Raw genomic sequence first — 16,337 nt, forward strand, 5'->3', positions numbered from 1 at the left:
ATGACAACTAGCGATGTATTAAAGAAATATGATTCTGCTTCCTTAAAAAAATACACTAAAAAGACATTAGAATATCTTAAAAATGCAGTAGAAGATATCAGTATTTACAAAACTTGAGTAAATTTTGAAATTATTGATGTCAAAATGGAAAATCATTTCTACATCAATACAAATTTAAGTGAAAAAATGATGTCAATTTGAGTTAAACCATATGAAGAAAGTATTGAAGAGGCATTGAAATTTGCTTTTGGTTGTTCTTCATGTCAAATTACTTTTTTGGCGAAAAAAACAGTAGAAAAAACTAAAAAAGAAGATGTTAAAACAAAGAGTGTCACAAAAAAAGTAGAAACTGAAAATGAATCTAAAGAAATTTATAATGATTCTTTAAATAAAGAATATACATTTGAAAATTATGTTCGTGCCGATTTTAATGAAGAAGCATTAAGAGTTGCAGAACATATTATTAATGATGGAAATCAATATAATCCTTTATTCATTTTTGCAAAATCAGGCCTTGGTAAAACGCACTTAATTCAAGCAATTGCTCACAAAATGAAAAAACAAGGAAGATCTGTTATTTACATTAATCCAAACACCTTTACTAGACACATTTCAGTGCTTTTACAAGAAAATAATCAACAAAAAATTAAAGAAATGAAAGAACAATTTGAAGAAGCTGACATTGTAATGTTCGATGATTTTCAAAGTTTGGGTGTTGGAAACAAAAAAGGTACACTGCAAGTTATTTTCTCAATCTTGGATCAGCGTATTTCAGTCAACAAAGTAACTATTTTTTCTTCAGATAAACCTCTATATTTGTTAAATCAAGCTTTTGACGAACGTTTAATTTCAAGACTTAGTGCCGGATTACAAATTGAAATTAAGAGACCTTCTCAAGATGATTTATTTAAAATAGTTAATTTCTTAATTGATAAATATCAAATGGATTCCAAAAAATGAGACAAAGAAGCTATTGTTTATATCACAAGAAATTATGCAAATAATATTAGAAACCTTTTGGGGGCCTTAACAAGAATTAGATTTCATAAAAATGAAATTGATAAAAATTTAAACTCTAGATATTCATTAGTAACTGTTAATAACATTCTTGACACAATGCAAAAAAATAAAGAAAATGTTACTGCTGAAACAATCATTGACTATGTTGCCAAACATTACAAAATATCTAAGAAAGATATTCTGGGTAAAAGCAGAAAAAGAGATATTGTTCTTGCAAGACATATTGCAATGTTTGTTATTAGAGAACAATTAAAATTTTCACTTGAAAAAATTGCTTCACTTTTCGGCAATAGAGATCACTCAACAGTGGTTAATGCTATTAGAAAAATTGAAAAAGAATGCGATGAACCAGATCATAGTATGAAAAATACTATTTCATTAATAAAAGATGATATCTACAGAATTAGCTAAAGTAAACCACATTTATTAATGCATTAAAAAAGTTAAAAAACTAATCAAAATATATAAAAAAATAAAGAAAAATTAACTTTTTATAAGTTATCCACAAATTCACAAAACATATTATTAATAATCTATTAAGGAGATTAAAATGAAATTTTTGATTGATAAAAAAATCTTTGATGAAACTGTTGAAATAGTTTCAAGATATACTGATCCAATAAATACTTCATATGGATTAAGATGTATTCTTTTTAATGTAACTAATGAAAGTATTGAATTGTCAGCAACTAATGGATATATAAGCATAGTTAAAAAAATTGATGTTGATAATGAAAAAATTAAAGTTTTTGAAGAAGGTCAATTTTTAATTCAAGCTTCATTATTCAAGAATATTATTAAAAAATCTAACAAAGAAATTACTGTATCTGATGAAATTGGTGAAATTGAAATTAGTTCAGGAGAAACAAAATATACGTTATCACCTAATAATATAAATATCTTCCCTGGAATTGAAGAAACATACGAACCTAAAAAAATTGAAATCGACACTAACAGTTTTAAAAAAGCTATTAAATCTGTTAGTTTTGCGGTTTCAACCGAAGAACACACCTTTAAATGTATCAATTTTTATTTCGAAGATAATTTAATTAATATTACTGCAACAGATAAATATAGATTAGCAAGATATAGTTTAAAAGTTAATTCACTTTTTAATTCTCCTTTTGACATTTCCGTTCTTGCATCTAGTGTTAAGGAATTAATTCCTAACGATGCTCCAAAAAAAGTTGTGCTCCTCTTTAATAACACAAAATTTGGAGTAGAGTACAAAAATACAAAAATTATTGCAAGAATTACAGATATTACTTATCCTAGATTAGATCATTTATTTAACACTGAAGAAATTAAGAATAGTATAAAAATAGATAAAGATATTTTTGTGGATTTATTAAATAAAGCTTTTGTTATTTCTGGACAGGGAAACAAAAAGGTTGAACTTAATTTTTCTAAAAATGAATTAAGAGTTTCAACTTATATTCAAGAAATTGGAACATCTTTAGTTAAAACCTCTGAAATTGAATTTGAAGGCTCAAAAACTCTTTCTTTTGACGTGGATTATAATTTTATTAAGGATGCTTTAAATGTTTATTCTGGTGAAGTTATTTTACTGACTGATGATAAACCGAATAAGATATTAATTCTTTCAAAATCTAATGAAGAATGTAAACAAATTCTTTCTCCTATAAGAAGGTAATATGCAAAGACAAGTAGAAATAAATGATGATTTTATTACTTTAGGTCAGTTTCTTAAAAAAGCACAAATTATTGATACCGGTGGCCAAGCTAAATTTTTTATAGAGACAAATAATATAAAAATTAATAATAAAAAGCCTATAGGTAGAGGATCTAAAATTTTTGCTGGTGATTCAGTTTGAATTGAAGGATATTTATATAAAGTTATTAAAAAAGAAAAAGAAGAGATAAATTAAAACTCTTCTTTTTTAATAAAAATAAAAATTACCTATAAAGGTAATTAATTTTAAAGTAAGTGAACATTTTCTTTTTTACATTCTTCAATAATTTCATCTGTTCAAATACCAACTTGAACTTCCCCAATATGTTTTTTTTCTAGTAAAAACATTGAAAGTCTGCTTTGTCCAATTCCTCCTCCAATTGTTAAAGGCAATGAATTGTTTAATATTCCTTCATGATATGATCCCATATCATTTTTATTTTTTTGACTGTATTCAGCTTGTTTAAGTAAAGAAGTTTCATCCACTCTTATACCCATTGAAGAAATTTCTAAAGCTTTATCATTTACATAATCGTAAACGATTAAATCACCATTTAAATTTCAGTCATCGTAATCAAAAGCACGATCTGATTGTTTTTTACCATCTGGTAATGGATATCCTACTTGATAAACAAAGAAAGCTTTAACTTCTCTGGCGAAAACGCTTTCTCTTTCTTCAGGAGAAAGATTTGGATATTTATTGTAAAGATCTAAAGAACTAATAAAAGTTATTTCTTCTGGAAGTTTTTTTGATAATTGCGGAAAGTCAAAAATTAATTGATGTTCTACAAATCTAATGGTTTTATAGATTTTTTTAACAGTTTCTTGTAAGAAATCTATTGTTCTATTTTCTCTTGAGATAATTAATTCTCAATCTCATTGATCGACATAAAACGAATGCAAGTAGTCTAATGTTTCTTGTTGTCTAATAGCATTCATATCAGCTCAAATACCTTCATTAACAGAAAAATGGTATTTATTTAATGCTTCTCTTTTTCATTTAGCCAATGAGTGAACTATTTCTAAAGTTTCGTTGATTTGTTTAGGATTGAATTGAACAGGAGTTTCTCCTGACAAACCATCGTTAATTTTAGTTTTATTCTTAACAAATAAAGGTGCTGACACTCTTGTTAAGTTTAAGGTTTTGCTTAAGTTTTTAATAAATGAAAATTTAATTTCCTGAATTGCTTTTTGAGTTTGTTTAATATCTAGTTTTGATTTATACATTTTTTTCCTTTTTTTCTATAAATAAGCATCATACTTAATTGAGAACTATAAATAAATAGTGAAAGTGTTTGTCACACTAATGGAGAAATAAGAATTTCCATTTCATTTTTGTTTAATCCTATAAAAATGAAATAGCATATTCATAAAATATTGTTAATTACAAATACTCAAACCATACCTAGTGACATTGCTTTGAAATTTTTTGTTTCAAAGTCTTTTAAAATTTGCGGTAAGAATGCAAAAGTACTTAGCATTGGAACAATTTGTGCAAAAATGAGTCTTAGCGCATTAGGAATTTGTCATTTCAAAATTGCTGCAGAAAGTGCTAAAGATGTAATGAAAGTATCAAACAATAAAGTTGTTATTAAAACACCTAATGCCATTCTATTTTTCTTCTTTAAATTTGAATATTTATGAACAAAATATAAATAAACAGAATTAGAAAAAACAGCAATTATATTAGAAATAAGAGGAGCAATTAATCCCTGAAAGCCTCCAAATAAAGTTCATCCAGCTAATGCAGCATAAAATATTCAAAGTGAATAGTATTTAGTGTCAGAGCTGACCTTTTTATTTTTTATAATGTTTATAAGTGAAGGAACTGAAAGTGATGAAGTAACAATGGTTGTTGCCAAAGCAAAAATTAGAGCCATTATGGCTGTAAAAGTGTGTGATCCATCAATTTCAAATAATTTAAATAGAATAAAATTCATTAATTTTGAACCATTTCTTGAATTAAATTATTAATTTGTTCTGGAACACTAAATAAAATAGCATGACCTGCATTTTTAGCCATTAAACCTTTAACATGATTTTCATTAATTACTTCTTCAATTAAAGAGGGAGGAAGAATTTTGTCAAATTCAGCATATAAAACTGTTTTGTTCTTGAATTTTTTTCATAAAGGTTTAATGTTTTTTTGTAAATAATCAAAATTAATTAATTGCGTTTTTACAAGATTATAGAATTTATCATAATTTTTTTGTAAATATTCGGTAGAAGTATTTAAAATTCTGTTTTTAACATGTGGAAATTGCATGCTTTTTTCTTCGTGTGGAGCTAATAAAGAAAGTGAATTTTCATACAATTTTTCGCCATTTAAAGGTATAAAAAAGCTTAATTTGTTTTCTAAAAATGGAATAATTTCAGGATTGTTATAGTAAATAGCAGGAGCTGTTAAAAGTGCATGTTTAATGTTTGAAACAATTTCAGATAAAAGATGTGTTAAATGTGACCCCATTGAGTGAGCACAAATGTAAAAATCTTCATTGTTTAAAACTTTTTTGACAAATTCAACAAGAATATCTCTGTAATATTCAAGAGAAATAAGTTCATTATTTGATGATTCTCCACATCCTGGTAAATCGATTGAAATTAATTTGTAATTACGATTTTCTTTCTTAAATAAGGGTAAAGCACGTGTTCCTGTATCACCAAACCCATGAATAAATAGAACAATTGGTAGAGATGATGAATCAAAATTATCATCTTTGTAATATGTGATTTCGTCTTTTAAAAGATTGATTTTTTCTTTAATCATATTAACCTAACAACAATTCTATAATTTCTGTTTTTTCCAATGTTCCAAAATAATTTTCAAAGTTGATTGAATCTAAAACTTCCATGATTGATTTTTCATTTAAAGGAACATTTATAAAAAAATGTTCTATTTCTTTAACATTACTTTTACTTAAAAAATCACCTTCAAAAACTAATTCTTTAATAATACCTTCTTTAATATTACCTTTAATATTAATAATTCCTCCAGGATATTTGTTTCCGTTAGTGAAAGTAAAATTAGCTGCTTTATTGTAAATTCAGTCTTCTGAAGAAAATTTTGCTTTAAGAATTTCTAAATCTTTTTGGTATTTAGCATATGGAATTTCTTCATAAATAGCATTATTATGTTCAATAAAATAGTTAATTAAACGAGAAATAAATTCTTCAACATCAATTTTATTTTCTAGTTCATCTCAAATATTGGTCACTCTTTTTCTAATTGATTGAATACCTTTTGATTCATATTTGATTTTTGAAGGATTAAGAGCATTTGAAAGTTTGGTTAAATCCACTTTAAAAAGTAAAGTACCATGACTAACTATTCTATTTTTACTTAAATATTGAGCATTTCCACTAACTTTTGCATCATTAACTAAAAGATCGTTTCTACCTTTAAATTCAGCATTTAAGCCTAATGAACGAAGAAAACTGATAATAGGAGTAAGAAATCTTTCGTATCCACCTTTTTGATCGTAATCAGTAATAAATGAGAAATTAACGTTACCAGAATCATGATAAACAGCTCCGCCGCCAGATAATCTTCTAGCTAGTTCAATTTTATTTTCTTGAACATACTGTCGATTAATTTCTTCTCTAGTATTTTGATTATTACCAACAATAATTGCATTAGAGTGTTGGTAAATTAAAAGAATGTCACCTGTCATGTCAGGATCATTCATAATTAAATTTTCAAGAGACAAAGTTTCATATGGACTTTGACTTTTTATTCTAAAAATTTTCATATTTCTCCTTTTTTATGCATATAAAAGTATATAAAAAAATAAAATCGGAGTGACCGATTTTATTTCTAAATTTCAATTTTTGTAGCATATTTACGACGATAGTAATCAGATTTTTTGAAATAATGAATTGCAAGAGTTTGAATAATTGTTCAAATACTTGTAAAAATTCAATAAACTTGAACACCTGCGGCAAAAACAACAGTAATGAAAACGAAGAAAATTAACATGTAATTTTGGGTACGATTTGATTTTTTAACTGCTTTAATTTCTTCGGCTGTCATTCTTTGTTTAAATTTCTTACGGTTGAGTAATCTAGGAATTATTTGTGAAAGTATTTGTGTTGAAATAGCCACAATTAAAAGTCCTAAATATTGTCATTCGCCATCGTAAATAAGTCTTCTTCATGAAGTAGCAGAGAAGTCCATACCCAATCAATGAGTTGATTTAAGGGTTGGAACACTTTGAATAACCCTTCACATGGCAATAAAGATTGGAAGAGCTATTAAAGTACTTACCAACATATCAATTGGATTAATGTTATGTTTTTTGTATAGTTGTTGAATTTCTTGTTGTTGTCTAGCTCTCATTTGCTTATTACCCTTAAATTCAGCATATTTAGCATCAATTTTTGCTTTTTTCTGTCTAAGTTCTTCTTGACGAGCTTGACTCATTGTAGCTTTTCAGGTAAATGCTAAACCAATTAAACGAGTAACGATAACGGCAACAACAATTGCTAAAATGGTTGATCAACCAAATGCACCAGGAAGTGGGTTTCTAATTCCAGACGTAACAATAGCCATAGGATAGGCAATAAGTGAGAAGAATGGTCCTAATTCTCAAGCACCTTTTCAACTATAAATAGCTTTTTGAGGTTCTGTATTTTGATATGCTAACTTGGTCACATCATTGTTGTAGTTACCTAAAACTAAACCATTTTTAGCATACGCTGTGTAGATAGTATTTCCTTTAGCATCTTTAGCATCGGAACCATCTTTAGCTTTGGCAATAATTTTATCTTGATCTTGAATACTATAAAGATTAGTATCTTTTAAATACTGAACAATTGTTTCGTTATATTTAACTAAGGCGTGAAATTCTTTAGCTGTTAAAGCTCTTTCAAGTTGTTTTTCAACAACAATTTTATTAAGCAATGAATTATATTTTTCATTTACTGTTGTACCATCTAGGCTTAAATTTTGAATAGCATTTATGTAGTAAGTGTTTTCACTTTCTTCAGTAAATGTGTATCTATAAAGAAATTCTAAAACATCACGATTAAATCTTAAATTTTCATGTTCTGAGTTAATTTCATTAGAAACATTCACAAGTGAAGCTTCTTTAATGTCATAAACATTTTCTTGATTTTTATTATCTAAAAATTTATTTGTTGATGGATCATAATATGTAGCTTTAATTTTAAAAGCTTCATCGTTATTAGCTTTTAAAGTATATGTACCATCTTCATTTTTAGTAAAGAAGTTTTCAAATTTGAATGCGGGATCTAAGATTGTAATTGTGTTGAAGTCTGTGAAAATTGAATCATATGAAGTTGATGATGCAGCCTTAAATAAGTATCTGCCATTTCCAAATAAAATAGGTTCATTTGAAGCATATTTTCCATCTTTAGTAATGTATTGAATTGAAGATGAATATGATCCATATTTTCCATATTCTCCACCATTTAAATTGGTTTGTTCTTGAATTGCTTTAAGTGTAGTTGGATTATCTTTGTTAGATAAAAGGTAGTTTTTTTCTCTTAGATGAGTTAATGAATAAAATTGACCTGATTCAAGATTTTCATCGTTTTTTGCAGTTTTACCTTTTTCAAATGAGGCAACTGAAGGAGCGATGTCATTCTTGTTTAGATAGAATTCTGTTCCTCCACCTGAATAGCTAGAAGTTTTAACAACTATTGATTGCACACAACCAGTAAGTGTTAAACCGAAAATAAGGGTATAAAGAACAATTCTAATTCAAAGTCAAACTTTTTTTCAAGTTGATTTCTTTTTACTATTTTGACCATTTGGATCAAAATATTCAAAAGCTTTTGATCTATTGTTTGTTTTCATTTTTAAGTTTATTAAATAACTTTCTTGTGGTTTCTAATTTAACTTCGTAACTTTGATTTAAAAATTCTTTTCGCAAAATTAAGACAAAATGATATTTTCAATCATAAATGTTTAAAGAATGAACAATTGACTTGAGTTGTCTTTTGTAGTAATTGCGATAAACAGCATTACAGAATTTTTTAGGTACTGTAATTCCAATTTTGAAATTATCGTGTTCTTTATAATAAACAATAAGATACTTGTTTAATATTTGTTGTTTTGATTTGATTACGGAATCAAATTCTCAACTTTTCTGTAAACGATAAATTTTCTTCATTTTAAAACCAAAAGATAAAATTATCTTTTATCTGAAACAGTTAATCTTTTTCTACCTTTAGCTCTTCTGGCAGCTAGCACTTTTCTACCATTAGCTGTTGACATTCTTGCTCTAAAACCATGTGTTTTAGCATGTTGTCTTTTATTAGGTTGATATGTTCTTAAGCTCATAATTCCTCCTTGAAGTGTATTAATTAGTAATATAATTAAAATTACATTTTAATATTTTATAAGGGTTAAAATGCTTTTCTATTATATATTAATATTTATAAATTGATACTTATTACTAATATTTTAATTATAATTATCAATATTTATTCAAAAAAGCTCTAAAAATGTTGAAATAAAAAATAAAGTAAAGAGGTGTTTGAAATGTTAAATTTAAAATATTTATTGGATAATGAAAATTACGTTAGAGACTTATTTAATACTAGAAAAGTAGAATTGTCACAATTAAATAGACTTTTTGAAATTGCAAAATTACGTGGCAAATTAATGTTTGATGCACAACAAAAAAAAGCCGAATTATCAGCATATAGCAAACAATTTGCTCAATTAAAAAACAATCCTAATGAGTTAGAAAAATTAAAAACAAAAATTGCAGAAGTTAAAAAAGAACATTTAGCACTTGAAGAAGAAGCTAAAAAATTTGATGAAGAAGTAAATGACTTATTAATAAGAATTCCTAATTTACCTTTAGATGAGGTACCTTTAGGTTTGGATGAAAATCAAAATAAAGTTTTAAATGTGAGAGATAAATTAGGAAGAGGACTAGTTGCCAAAAATATCAAGCCACACTATCAAATAGCTAGTGAATTAGGTCTATTCGACATTGAAAGAGCAGTTAAATTATCAGGTTCAAGATTTGTAATTTATAAAAACAATGGGGCTAAATTAGTAAGAGCTATTAAAAATTTCTTATTAGATTTGCATGCTAAAAATAACTACCAAGAATTAGAAATGCCTGTTTTAGTAAAACCAAATATTATGTTTGGAACAGGACAATTACCAAAATTCAAAGAAGATTTATTTTATTTAGATAAAGAAGATCTATATTTAATACCAACAGCTGAAGTACCAGTAACTAATATATTTAATAATGAAATAGTCGATTTATCTATTCCACAAAGATTTACAGCGTATACAGAATGTTTTAGATCTGAAGCAGGAAGTGGTGGGAAAGATACTAAAGGAATTATTAGATTGCACCAATTTAAAAAGGTGGAATTAGTCAAAATCACCAATGAAAAAGATGCATTGGGCGAATTTGAACAAATGTTAGAGCAAGCAAAATTAGTATTAGAAGAATTAGAATTACCTTATAGAGAATTATTATTGTGCCGTGGTGATTTAGGTTTTTCTGCTAGAAAAACAATAGATTTAGAAGTTTGATTGCCATCAGAAATTAAATTTAGAGAAATAAGTTCTGCATCTTACATGGGTGATTTTCAAGCTCGTAGAGCAATGATAAGATACAGAGATGAAAATGGCGAAACTAAATATGCACACACAATGAATGCATCTGGTTTAGCAATTGATAGATTAGTTGCTGCGATTTTAGAAAATTATCAAAATGAAGATGGAACTATTACTGTTCCGACAAAATTAATTCCTTACATGAATGGTCAAACAATTATTAAATAAAAAATAAAGAGTTAAGGCTCTTTATTTTTCTTGACTTTTTAGAGATTTAAAATCAAATTGAGTTGGAGTTTTTTTACCAAAAAATTCTAATTCAACACTTGCTTGTTTTCTTGGCCCATCTAATTCTAAAATTCTACCTGTTTCGCCTTTAAAAGGTCCATCAATAATTTCAACGATTTCACCAATAAGGAAAGGATCAAGAATTTCTCCATCTTCAAAACTTTTAGCGTATTTTTCTTCTTGTTTTAAACTATTTTTTATTTGTTTTTCTGAAATAGGAGTTGGTTTTGCTCCTTTACCAGAAGAACCAATTAATCCTGTAACATATTGTGTGTTACGAACCACGAATCATGCTTCATCAGTCATATCCATATTAATAAAAATATAACCACTATACATGTTAATGTATTTAACTTTGTAAGGTTCACCATTTAATTTTTTTTCTTGTTCTTTAGCAGAAATAGTTGGTTTTTTGAATATTTTAAATGGTCCATCCGATGTGGCATTTTGATTGAAACTTTGTTCAACACCTTCACTCACAATTCTGTTTTTAAGTGATTCAACAACTTGATCTTCTTTACCAGTAACGGTACTTACCATGTATCATAAAAATTTTTCTTTCATATTTATTCCTTTTATTTAATTAAATACCTGCGCTTTTTCAAATTAATGCAAAAATAGTTGCAAAAATAATAACGATTCCTATAAAAATTGATGAAAAGATAACAACTTGAAAAAAAGAAGATCAATTAGTTTTAGATGAAGGTCATCTGACTCTTTTTATTTCTTTAAAAAAACGTCTAAAAAAATATTTTTTCGGTTTTTTCACTTTTTCAATTTTAACTTTTGAATCTTTAGATTTTTTAAACATTATTTTTCCTCTTTATGCAAAGTGTGAGTTCTACATTTAGGGCAAAATTTTTTAATTTCAATTCTTTGTGCACTTGACAAACTTTTAGGAGTAATGTAATTAAGTGCAAAACATTGAGAACAACTTAAAGCCACTTTTCTTTTTTCCATATAATTATAACCTTTTCCATTTAAAAAACCCCCGTGCGGGAGGTTTTGATTTTAATATACTTATTATATTTAATAATTAAAATATGAAACAAATTTATTATAAATTTTTTGTTTATATTTATTAATTTTTTGAGAAGTCATAAAAATACTTTTATTTTTACCTAAAATCATTTGTTTGCAAAATTCTTTATCTTTCAAAGAAAGAGATTTTCAAAAACTATTTGTATCAATTTTGTCTAGTTCATTAGTAATAGAGTTTTCTGCATCGGGGTCTTTTAACACAATTAAATTATCTGTTTCTAAATAAACATTAGTTATTTTTCTCTTTTTAGAGTTTCAAAAATTAATGTAATTCAAGGTAAAAAGTTTAACAGTTTTAGCTAAATAAGTATCAAATTTTGCTACTTCTAAAGAAGGCTTATAATTTTTCAGTATTTGACTTAATTTGCCTATAAAAGAGTTAAAAACATCTTCTTTAGAAAAGTGCAAAAAATTATGATCGTAAAAATAATTAGTTATGTTCATATTAATTAAATTTTCATATTTAAATAAAATAATTTTTACTAAATACTTTTCTTCAATTTTTTTTAGAAAGCATATTAATTTTTCATTATCTTTGTTTTTTAAAATATTTTCAAATTCTTTTATTTTTTTAAGCAACAAATTTTTTATTCCTTTGTTAATTGATAAATTAGCAAACCAGCAGCAACTGAAACATTTAAAGATTGAACAGTTCCTTTTTGTTCAATGTAAACAACTTCATCAGCTTCACGAATAACTGGAAGAGAAACACCGTCTCCTTCATTGCCTAAAACCAAAACAGATGGTTTATTGTATGTAACTTGATCAAAACGTTTTGCATTTGAATCAAGAGCAGAAACATAAATTCAATAGTTTAATTTTTTAAGCTTGTTTAAAGTGGCAGAGATATTATTAACCTTAATAATTTTGGTATTGATAAAGCCACCAGAGGACACTTTTAAAACCGTTGAAGTTATACCAACAGATCTCTCTTTTGGAATAATAATGAATTTAATTCCAAAAGCATTTGCGGTTCTTAAAATTGCTCCAAAATTATGAGGATCTTGTAAGTGATCAAGGACTAAAATATTTTTAGGTTTTTCTTTTTCAATTTCTTTAAATTCATAGATTGGAAAATCTTTTAAAAAAGCAATTACACCTTGGTGATTATCTCGATCATATTTTTCGAAAAAGGTTTTATCTTTAATTTCGATTGTTGCTTGAGTTTGTTTTTTAATGTTGTGTAAAAAAGAAGAGTTTTCTAAAATTACTATTTTTTGAATAGGCAATTTATTTTTGATAGCATCAAGAACGCTATTTCTTCCACACATAAATAATTTTTCCATCTTTCAATCCTTTTTCATCATAAATAAGTTTTTAAATTAAATTGTTAATAAACACCTTTTTTAATTAATTTATCTCTTAAAATATCAGCTGCTTGATAATCTTTTTTAGCTATTAACAAGCTTCATTGGTTAAAAATATCTAATTCTTCAAGATATTGGTTTTTATCTGTTAATTCTGGGTGGATAATTTTTAAAACATCAAAAACTATTTTTCCATTTTCAAAAGTAGGAGTTTTATTAAAAGTCTTTAAGGCTTCATTTAAAAGTAAGTTATATTTGGCAAAATCTTTTTCTGCTAGAGCATTCATTATTTCTTTTGATTCACTTAAAAGTTCTTTATTTGACTCTTTTCAATCTTTTAAAGTGAAAAATTTAAAAATAAATTTAACTAATTTATTTTTTATATTTTGCATGTTTTGAATTAGTTCTTCAGTGATGTTTATTGGAGCAGTGATTTTGGCACTTAAAATTATTAATTTCAATATATCTTTACCATATTTGTTTATAAAATCATCTGCCAAGATAATATTGCCTAATGATTTAGACATTTTGTCACCATTTAAATTAATTTGGCCAGTTCTTAATCATTCTTTAGCGAGAGGTTCATTGTAAATAGCTCGTTGTTGAATGTTTTCGTTTTCGTGATGTGGAAAAGTTAAGTCCATTCCACCACCATGTAAGTCAACTCCATCTTTACCGAAATGCTTGTCAATTAGGGCACAACATTCTGTGTGTCATCCGGGTCTACCGAAACCAAAAGAAGAATTAAATTTAATTCCGTGAGTAGTGTTTTTTCAAAGTGCAAAATCGCCAATAAATTGTTTGCCATCAGAATTTTCTTCAAATTCCATTTTATCTAGATTTTGATTTGAAACTTCACCGTAGTATTTTTCATTATTCTTAATGCTAAATCAAACATTACCATTCTCATCTTTATAAGCTGATTTATTCTTGATTATTTTATTTATATATGAGTCAATAACATCTAGATTGTCTGTAACTTTTTCAATATGTGTGATTGTATCCACATTTAAATTTTTAAGTAAGTCAAGATAGTAAGATGTATAAAATTCACTAATTTCTTTTTCACTTTTGTTTAACTCTGCAGCTTTATTAATAATTTTGTCGTCGATATCAGTTATATTATGAATAAATTGGAATGGTTTATTATTTGCTCTGTAACCCTTTAGAATGAAATCGTAAGTTAGAATAGGTCTTAGATTACCAATATGTACATAATTGTAAACAGTTGGACCGCAAACATAAATTTTAGTAATTTCTTTGCTCACTATTACTCCTTTAAAATGTTATCAATCTTTTCTTTCCATAAATTTACTATAAATAAATAGAAAATAGTAAAATTAAGTATATAGAAATTTTATATCAAGGAGATTTATTTTATGAAAATTGTAGTAGTTGGTGCAAACCACGCGGGAACATCTTTTTTAAGAACTCTTAAAACCGTGAATCCTAATGCTGAAGTTACAGCATACGACAGAAATACAAACACATCATTTTTAGGATGTGGTATTGCTATTTGAGTAGCAGGAACATGTAAAGATTCATCAGGTTTATTTTACTCATCACCTGAAATTTTAAAGAATGAATATGGTGTTAATTTACACATTGAACATGATGTTTTAAACATTGACAAAGATAAAAAAGAATTAACAATTAAAAATTTAAAAACAGGAGAAGTGTTTACTGATACATACGACAAACTTGTTTTTGCTGGTGGTACATGACCAATTCTTCCACCAATCAAAGGAGCAGATTTAAAAAACATTGTCTTATCAAAATTATTCCAACATGCAGAATACTTAGTTGAAAAAGCTAATGATGACAAAATTCAAAATGTTGTTGTTGTTGGTGCAGGATACATTGGTATTGAATTAGTAGAAGCATTCCACATGAAAGGTAAAAAAGTTACCTTAATTGATTTAAGTGACAGAGTTGTTGCAAATTACTTAGACAAAGAATTTACAGACAAAATGGAAGCCAACATGGTTAAAGATGGAATCACTTTAGCACTTGGTCAAAAATGTGTTGAATTTAAATCAGAAGACGGAGAACATGTATCAGAAGTTGTAACTGATAAAGGGTCTTACAAAGCTGATTTAGTAATTTTAAGTGTTGGATTTAAACCAAACACAGATGCTTTACCAGGAGTTGACAAATTACCTAACGGTGCAATTAAAGTTAATGAATATCAACAATCAATTAGCGACGAAAACATTTATGTATTAGGTGATTCAGCATCATTGAAACACTGTGTAACAAATGACTTTGGTCACGTTGCATTAGCAACAAATGCTGTTAAAACTGGTATTGTTGCGGCATTGAATTTAGCTGGATTAAAAGTTCCTTTCCCAGGTGTAGTTGGAACAAACTCAATTAATGTGTTTGGCTGCAAATACGCTTCAACAGGCTTTACTGAAGTAATGGCAAAAGCAAAAGGATTTGAAAATGCTGCCGCAATTTACTTTGAAGATAATGACAAATGTGAATTCGTTCCTGACTATGAAAAAGTAGGATTTAAAATTGTTTATGATACAAAAACATTAAGATTGTTAGGTGCTCAAGTGGGTTCATGAGGTTCAACAAACCACACAGAAGTTATGTACATGTTTGGTTTAGCTCTTCAAAAACAATTAACTTTACCAGAAATTGCTTTAACAGACGTGTTCTTCTTACCACACTTTAATAAACCATTTAACTTCTTCTTAATGCCAATTCTTAAAGCTTTAGGATTAAACTACAAAAAATAAAATTACAAAAGAAAAATAGTTGCTAGCAATAAGCAATTATTTTTTATTTTCTTGTGTTAAACTTTAATTCTAGAAGAATTATTAGTTAAGAAGCAAACGAGGAGAAAAATGAAAAAAATAATTTATTTTGCTGGGGGATGTTTTTGAGGCGTGGAAGCCTTTTTTAAGCTACAAAAAGGAGTTTTAGATACAACTGTTGGATATGCTAATTCAAATATTGAATTTCCTACATATCAAGATGTGTGTGAAGGTAGATCAACAGCAAGTGAAGCTGTAAAAGTCGCTTACGATAATGAAGAAACAACTTTATCAGAATTAATTAAAGCAATTTTCACAGTAGTTGATCCAACAGAATTAAATAAACAAGGACCTGATGAAGGCATCCAATATAGAAATGGTATCTATTTTATAGACAAAAAAGATGAAGTAGTAATTAAAGATACTTTAAATGAAATAGCCAAAAATTTTAAGAGTAAAATTGTAACAGAAGTGACAGAGTTGGACAATTTTTTTGCTGCAGAAGATTATCATCAAGATTATTTAGATAAAAATCCAAATGGTTATTGTCATATTGACTTAAAAATGAAAAAATAAATGCATTTTTTAGCTTTTAAGGTATAATGTGAAAAGTTATCTTTAAATTTTATAAATAATAGAAAGAGTATTTTATGAGGAAGAATTCAATCATGATT

Annotated in this window: 19 protein-coding genes; 6 read left to right on the plus strand and 13 right to left on the minus strand. The window is 26.7% G+C overall.

Annotation, left to right across the window (positions count from 1 at the left end; genetic code table 4):
* The 3 genes from dnaA to EXC37_RS00015 all read left to right on the plus strand — a co-directional run.
* Nucleotides 1–1,431, plus strand: a 1,431-nt coding sequence (dnaA, locus tag EXC37_RS00005) for a chromosomal replication initiator protein DnaA (RefSeq protein WP_029892048.1), incomplete at its 5' end; no start/stop codon positions are given.
* A 139-nt stretch (nucleotides 1,432–1,570) separates the two neighbouring features.
* Nucleotides 1,571–2,674 (plus strand): DNA polymerase III subunit beta, encoded by a 1,104-nt coding sequence (locus EXC37_RS00010; protein WP_029892047.1) that lies wholly within the window; start codon nucleotides 1,571–1,573, stop codon nucleotides 2,672–2,674.
* A gap of 1 nt (nucleotide 2,675) precedes the next feature.
* Nucleotides 2,676–2,909 carry an RNA-binding S4 domain-containing protein gene (locus tag EXC37_RS00015; RefSeq protein ID WP_006608390.1) on the plus strand — a complete coding sequence of 78 codons (234 nt, stop codon included), beginning with the start codon at nucleotides 2,676–2,678 and terminating at the stop codon, nucleotides 2,907–2,909.
* 50 nt (nucleotides 2,910–2,959) lie between these two features.
* Here EXC37_RS00015 and EXC37_RS00020 read toward each other — a convergent pair whose 3' ends face one another.
* The 7 genes from EXC37_RS00020 to rpmH all read right to left on the minus strand — a co-directional run bounded on the left by EXC37_RS00020 (nucleotide 2,960) and on the right by rpmH (nucleotide 9,017).
* Complete coding sequence (locus EXC37_RS00020; protein ID WP_029892046.1) at nucleotides 2,960–3,940, minus strand: aspartate--ammonia ligase; 981 nt, start codon at nucleotides 3,938–3,940, stop codon at nucleotides 2,960–2,962.
* Nucleotides 3,922–4,653, minus strand: coding sequence for a PQ-loop domain-containing transporter (locus EXC37_RS00025; protein WP_029892045.1), 732 nt, complete (start codon nucleotides 4,651–4,653; stop codon nucleotides 3,922–3,924). The genes EXC37_RS00020 and EXC37_RS00025 overlap by 19 nt, the downstream gene beginning before the upstream one ends.
* Entirely contained in the window at nucleotides 4,653–5,480 is an 828-nt protein-coding gene (locus EXC37_RS00030) for an alpha/beta fold hydrolase (RefSeq protein WP_029892044.1), read from the minus strand. The genes EXC37_RS00025 and EXC37_RS00030 overlap by 1 nt, the downstream gene beginning before the upstream one ends.
* A gap of 1 nt (nucleotide 5,481) precedes the next feature.
* Nucleotides 5,482–6,462, minus strand: a complete 981-nt coding sequence (lplA, locus tag EXC37_RS00035; RefSeq protein ID WP_006608395.1) for a lipoate--protein ligase — start codon at nucleotides 6,460–6,462, stop codon at nucleotides 5,482–5,484.
* Nucleotides 6,463–6,527: 65 nt separating this feature from the next.
* Complete coding sequence (yidC, locus tag EXC37_RS00040; RefSeq protein WP_051660719.1) at nucleotides 6,528–8,531, minus strand: membrane protein insertase YidC; 2,004 nt, start codon at nucleotides 8,529–8,531, stop codon at nucleotides 6,528–6,530.
* On the minus strand, nucleotides 8,515–8,847 hold the full coding sequence (gene rnpA / locus EXC37_RS00045; protein ID WP_006608397.1) for a ribonuclease P protein component: 333 nt from the start codon (nucleotides 8,845–8,847) through the stop codon (nucleotides 8,515–8,517). The genes yidC and rnpA overlap by 17 nt, the downstream gene beginning before the upstream one ends.
* Before the next feature lie 20 nt (nucleotides 8,848–8,867).
* The gene (gene rpmH / locus EXC37_RS00050; RefSeq protein ID WP_006608398.1) at nucleotides 8,868–9,017 is read right to left on the minus strand and encodes a 50S ribosomal protein L34; all 150 of its coding nucleotides are present in this window, start codon (nucleotides 9,015–9,017) and stop codon (nucleotides 8,868–8,870) included.
* 201 nt (nucleotides 9,018–9,218) lie between these two features.
* On the opposite strand from rpmH, the gene serS reads away from it, so the two are divergent.
* Nucleotides 9,219–10,490, plus strand: coding sequence for a serine--tRNA ligase (serS, locus tag EXC37_RS00055; protein WP_029892042.1), 1,272 nt, complete (start codon nucleotides 9,219–9,221; stop codon nucleotides 10,488–10,490).
* A 21-nt stretch (nucleotides 10,491–10,511) separates the two neighbouring features.
* Here serS and nusG read toward each other — a convergent pair whose 3' ends face one another.
* From nusG to EXC37_RS00085, 6 genes are all read right to left on the minus strand, one after another.
* Nucleotides 10,512–11,114 (minus strand): transcription termination/antitermination protein NusG, encoded by a 603-nt coding sequence (gene nusG / locus EXC37_RS00060; protein WP_006608400.1) that lies wholly within the window; start codon nucleotides 11,112–11,114, stop codon nucleotides 10,512–10,514.
* 19 nt (nucleotides 11,115–11,133) lie between these two features.
* Nucleotides 11,134–11,361: a preprotein translocase subunit SecE gene (secE, locus tag EXC37_RS00065; RefSeq protein ID WP_006608401.1), complete on the minus strand. Its 228-nt coding sequence runs from the start codon at nucleotides 11,359–11,361 to the stop codon at nucleotides 11,134–11,136.
* A complete protein-coding gene (rpmG, locus tag EXC37_RS00070; RefSeq protein ID WP_006608402.1) occupies nucleotides 11,361–11,510 on the minus strand; it encodes a 50S ribosomal protein L33 in 150 nt (49 codons plus the stop codon). The genes secE and rpmG overlap by 1 nt, the downstream gene beginning before the upstream one ends.
* A gap of 69 nt (nucleotides 11,511–11,579) precedes the next feature.
* The gene (locus EXC37_RS00075; protein ID WP_029892041.1) at nucleotides 11,580–12,173 is read right to left on the minus strand and encodes a hypothetical protein; all 594 of its coding nucleotides are present in this window, start codon (nucleotides 12,171–12,173) and stop codon (nucleotides 11,580–11,582) included.
* Between the two features lie 5 nt (nucleotides 12,174–12,178).
* On the minus strand, nucleotides 12,179–12,877 hold the full coding sequence (gene rlmB / locus EXC37_RS00080; RefSeq protein WP_006608404.1) for a 23S rRNA (guanosine(2251)-2'-O)-methyltransferase RlmB: 699 nt from the start codon (nucleotides 12,875–12,877) through the stop codon (nucleotides 12,179–12,181).
* Between the two features lie 44 nt (nucleotides 12,878–12,921).
* Entirely contained in the window at nucleotides 12,922–14,154 is a 1,233-nt protein-coding gene (locus EXC37_RS00085; protein WP_029892040.1) for a class I tRNA ligase family protein, read from the minus strand.
* A gap of 123 nt (nucleotides 14,155–14,277) precedes the next feature.
* On the opposite strand from EXC37_RS00085, the gene EXC37_RS00090 reads away from it, so the two are divergent.
* Together EXC37_RS00090 and msrA are read left to right on the plus strand one after the other, a co-directional pair.
* Complete coding sequence (locus EXC37_RS00090) at nucleotides 14,278–15,645, plus strand: FAD-dependent oxidoreductase (RefSeq protein ID WP_006608406.1); 1,368 nt, start codon at nucleotides 14,278–14,280, stop codon at nucleotides 15,643–15,645.
* Between the two features lie 108 nt (nucleotides 15,646–15,753).
* Nucleotides 15,754–16,239 carry a peptide-methionine (S)-S-oxide reductase MsrA gene (gene msrA / locus EXC37_RS00095; protein WP_029892039.1) on the plus strand — a complete coding sequence of 162 codons (486 nt, stop codon included), beginning with the start codon at nucleotides 15,754–15,756 and terminating at the stop codon, nucleotides 16,237–16,239.
* Nucleotides 16,240–16,337: the final 98 nt, after the last annotated feature.

Origin of the sequence: Mycoplasmopsis columbina (assembly GCF_900660685.1) — a bacterium.
In the GTDB taxonomy this organism is placed as follows: domain Bacteria; phylum Bacillota_I; class Bacilli_A; order Mycoplasmatales; family Metamycoplasmataceae; genus Mycoplasmopsis; species Mycoplasmopsis columbina.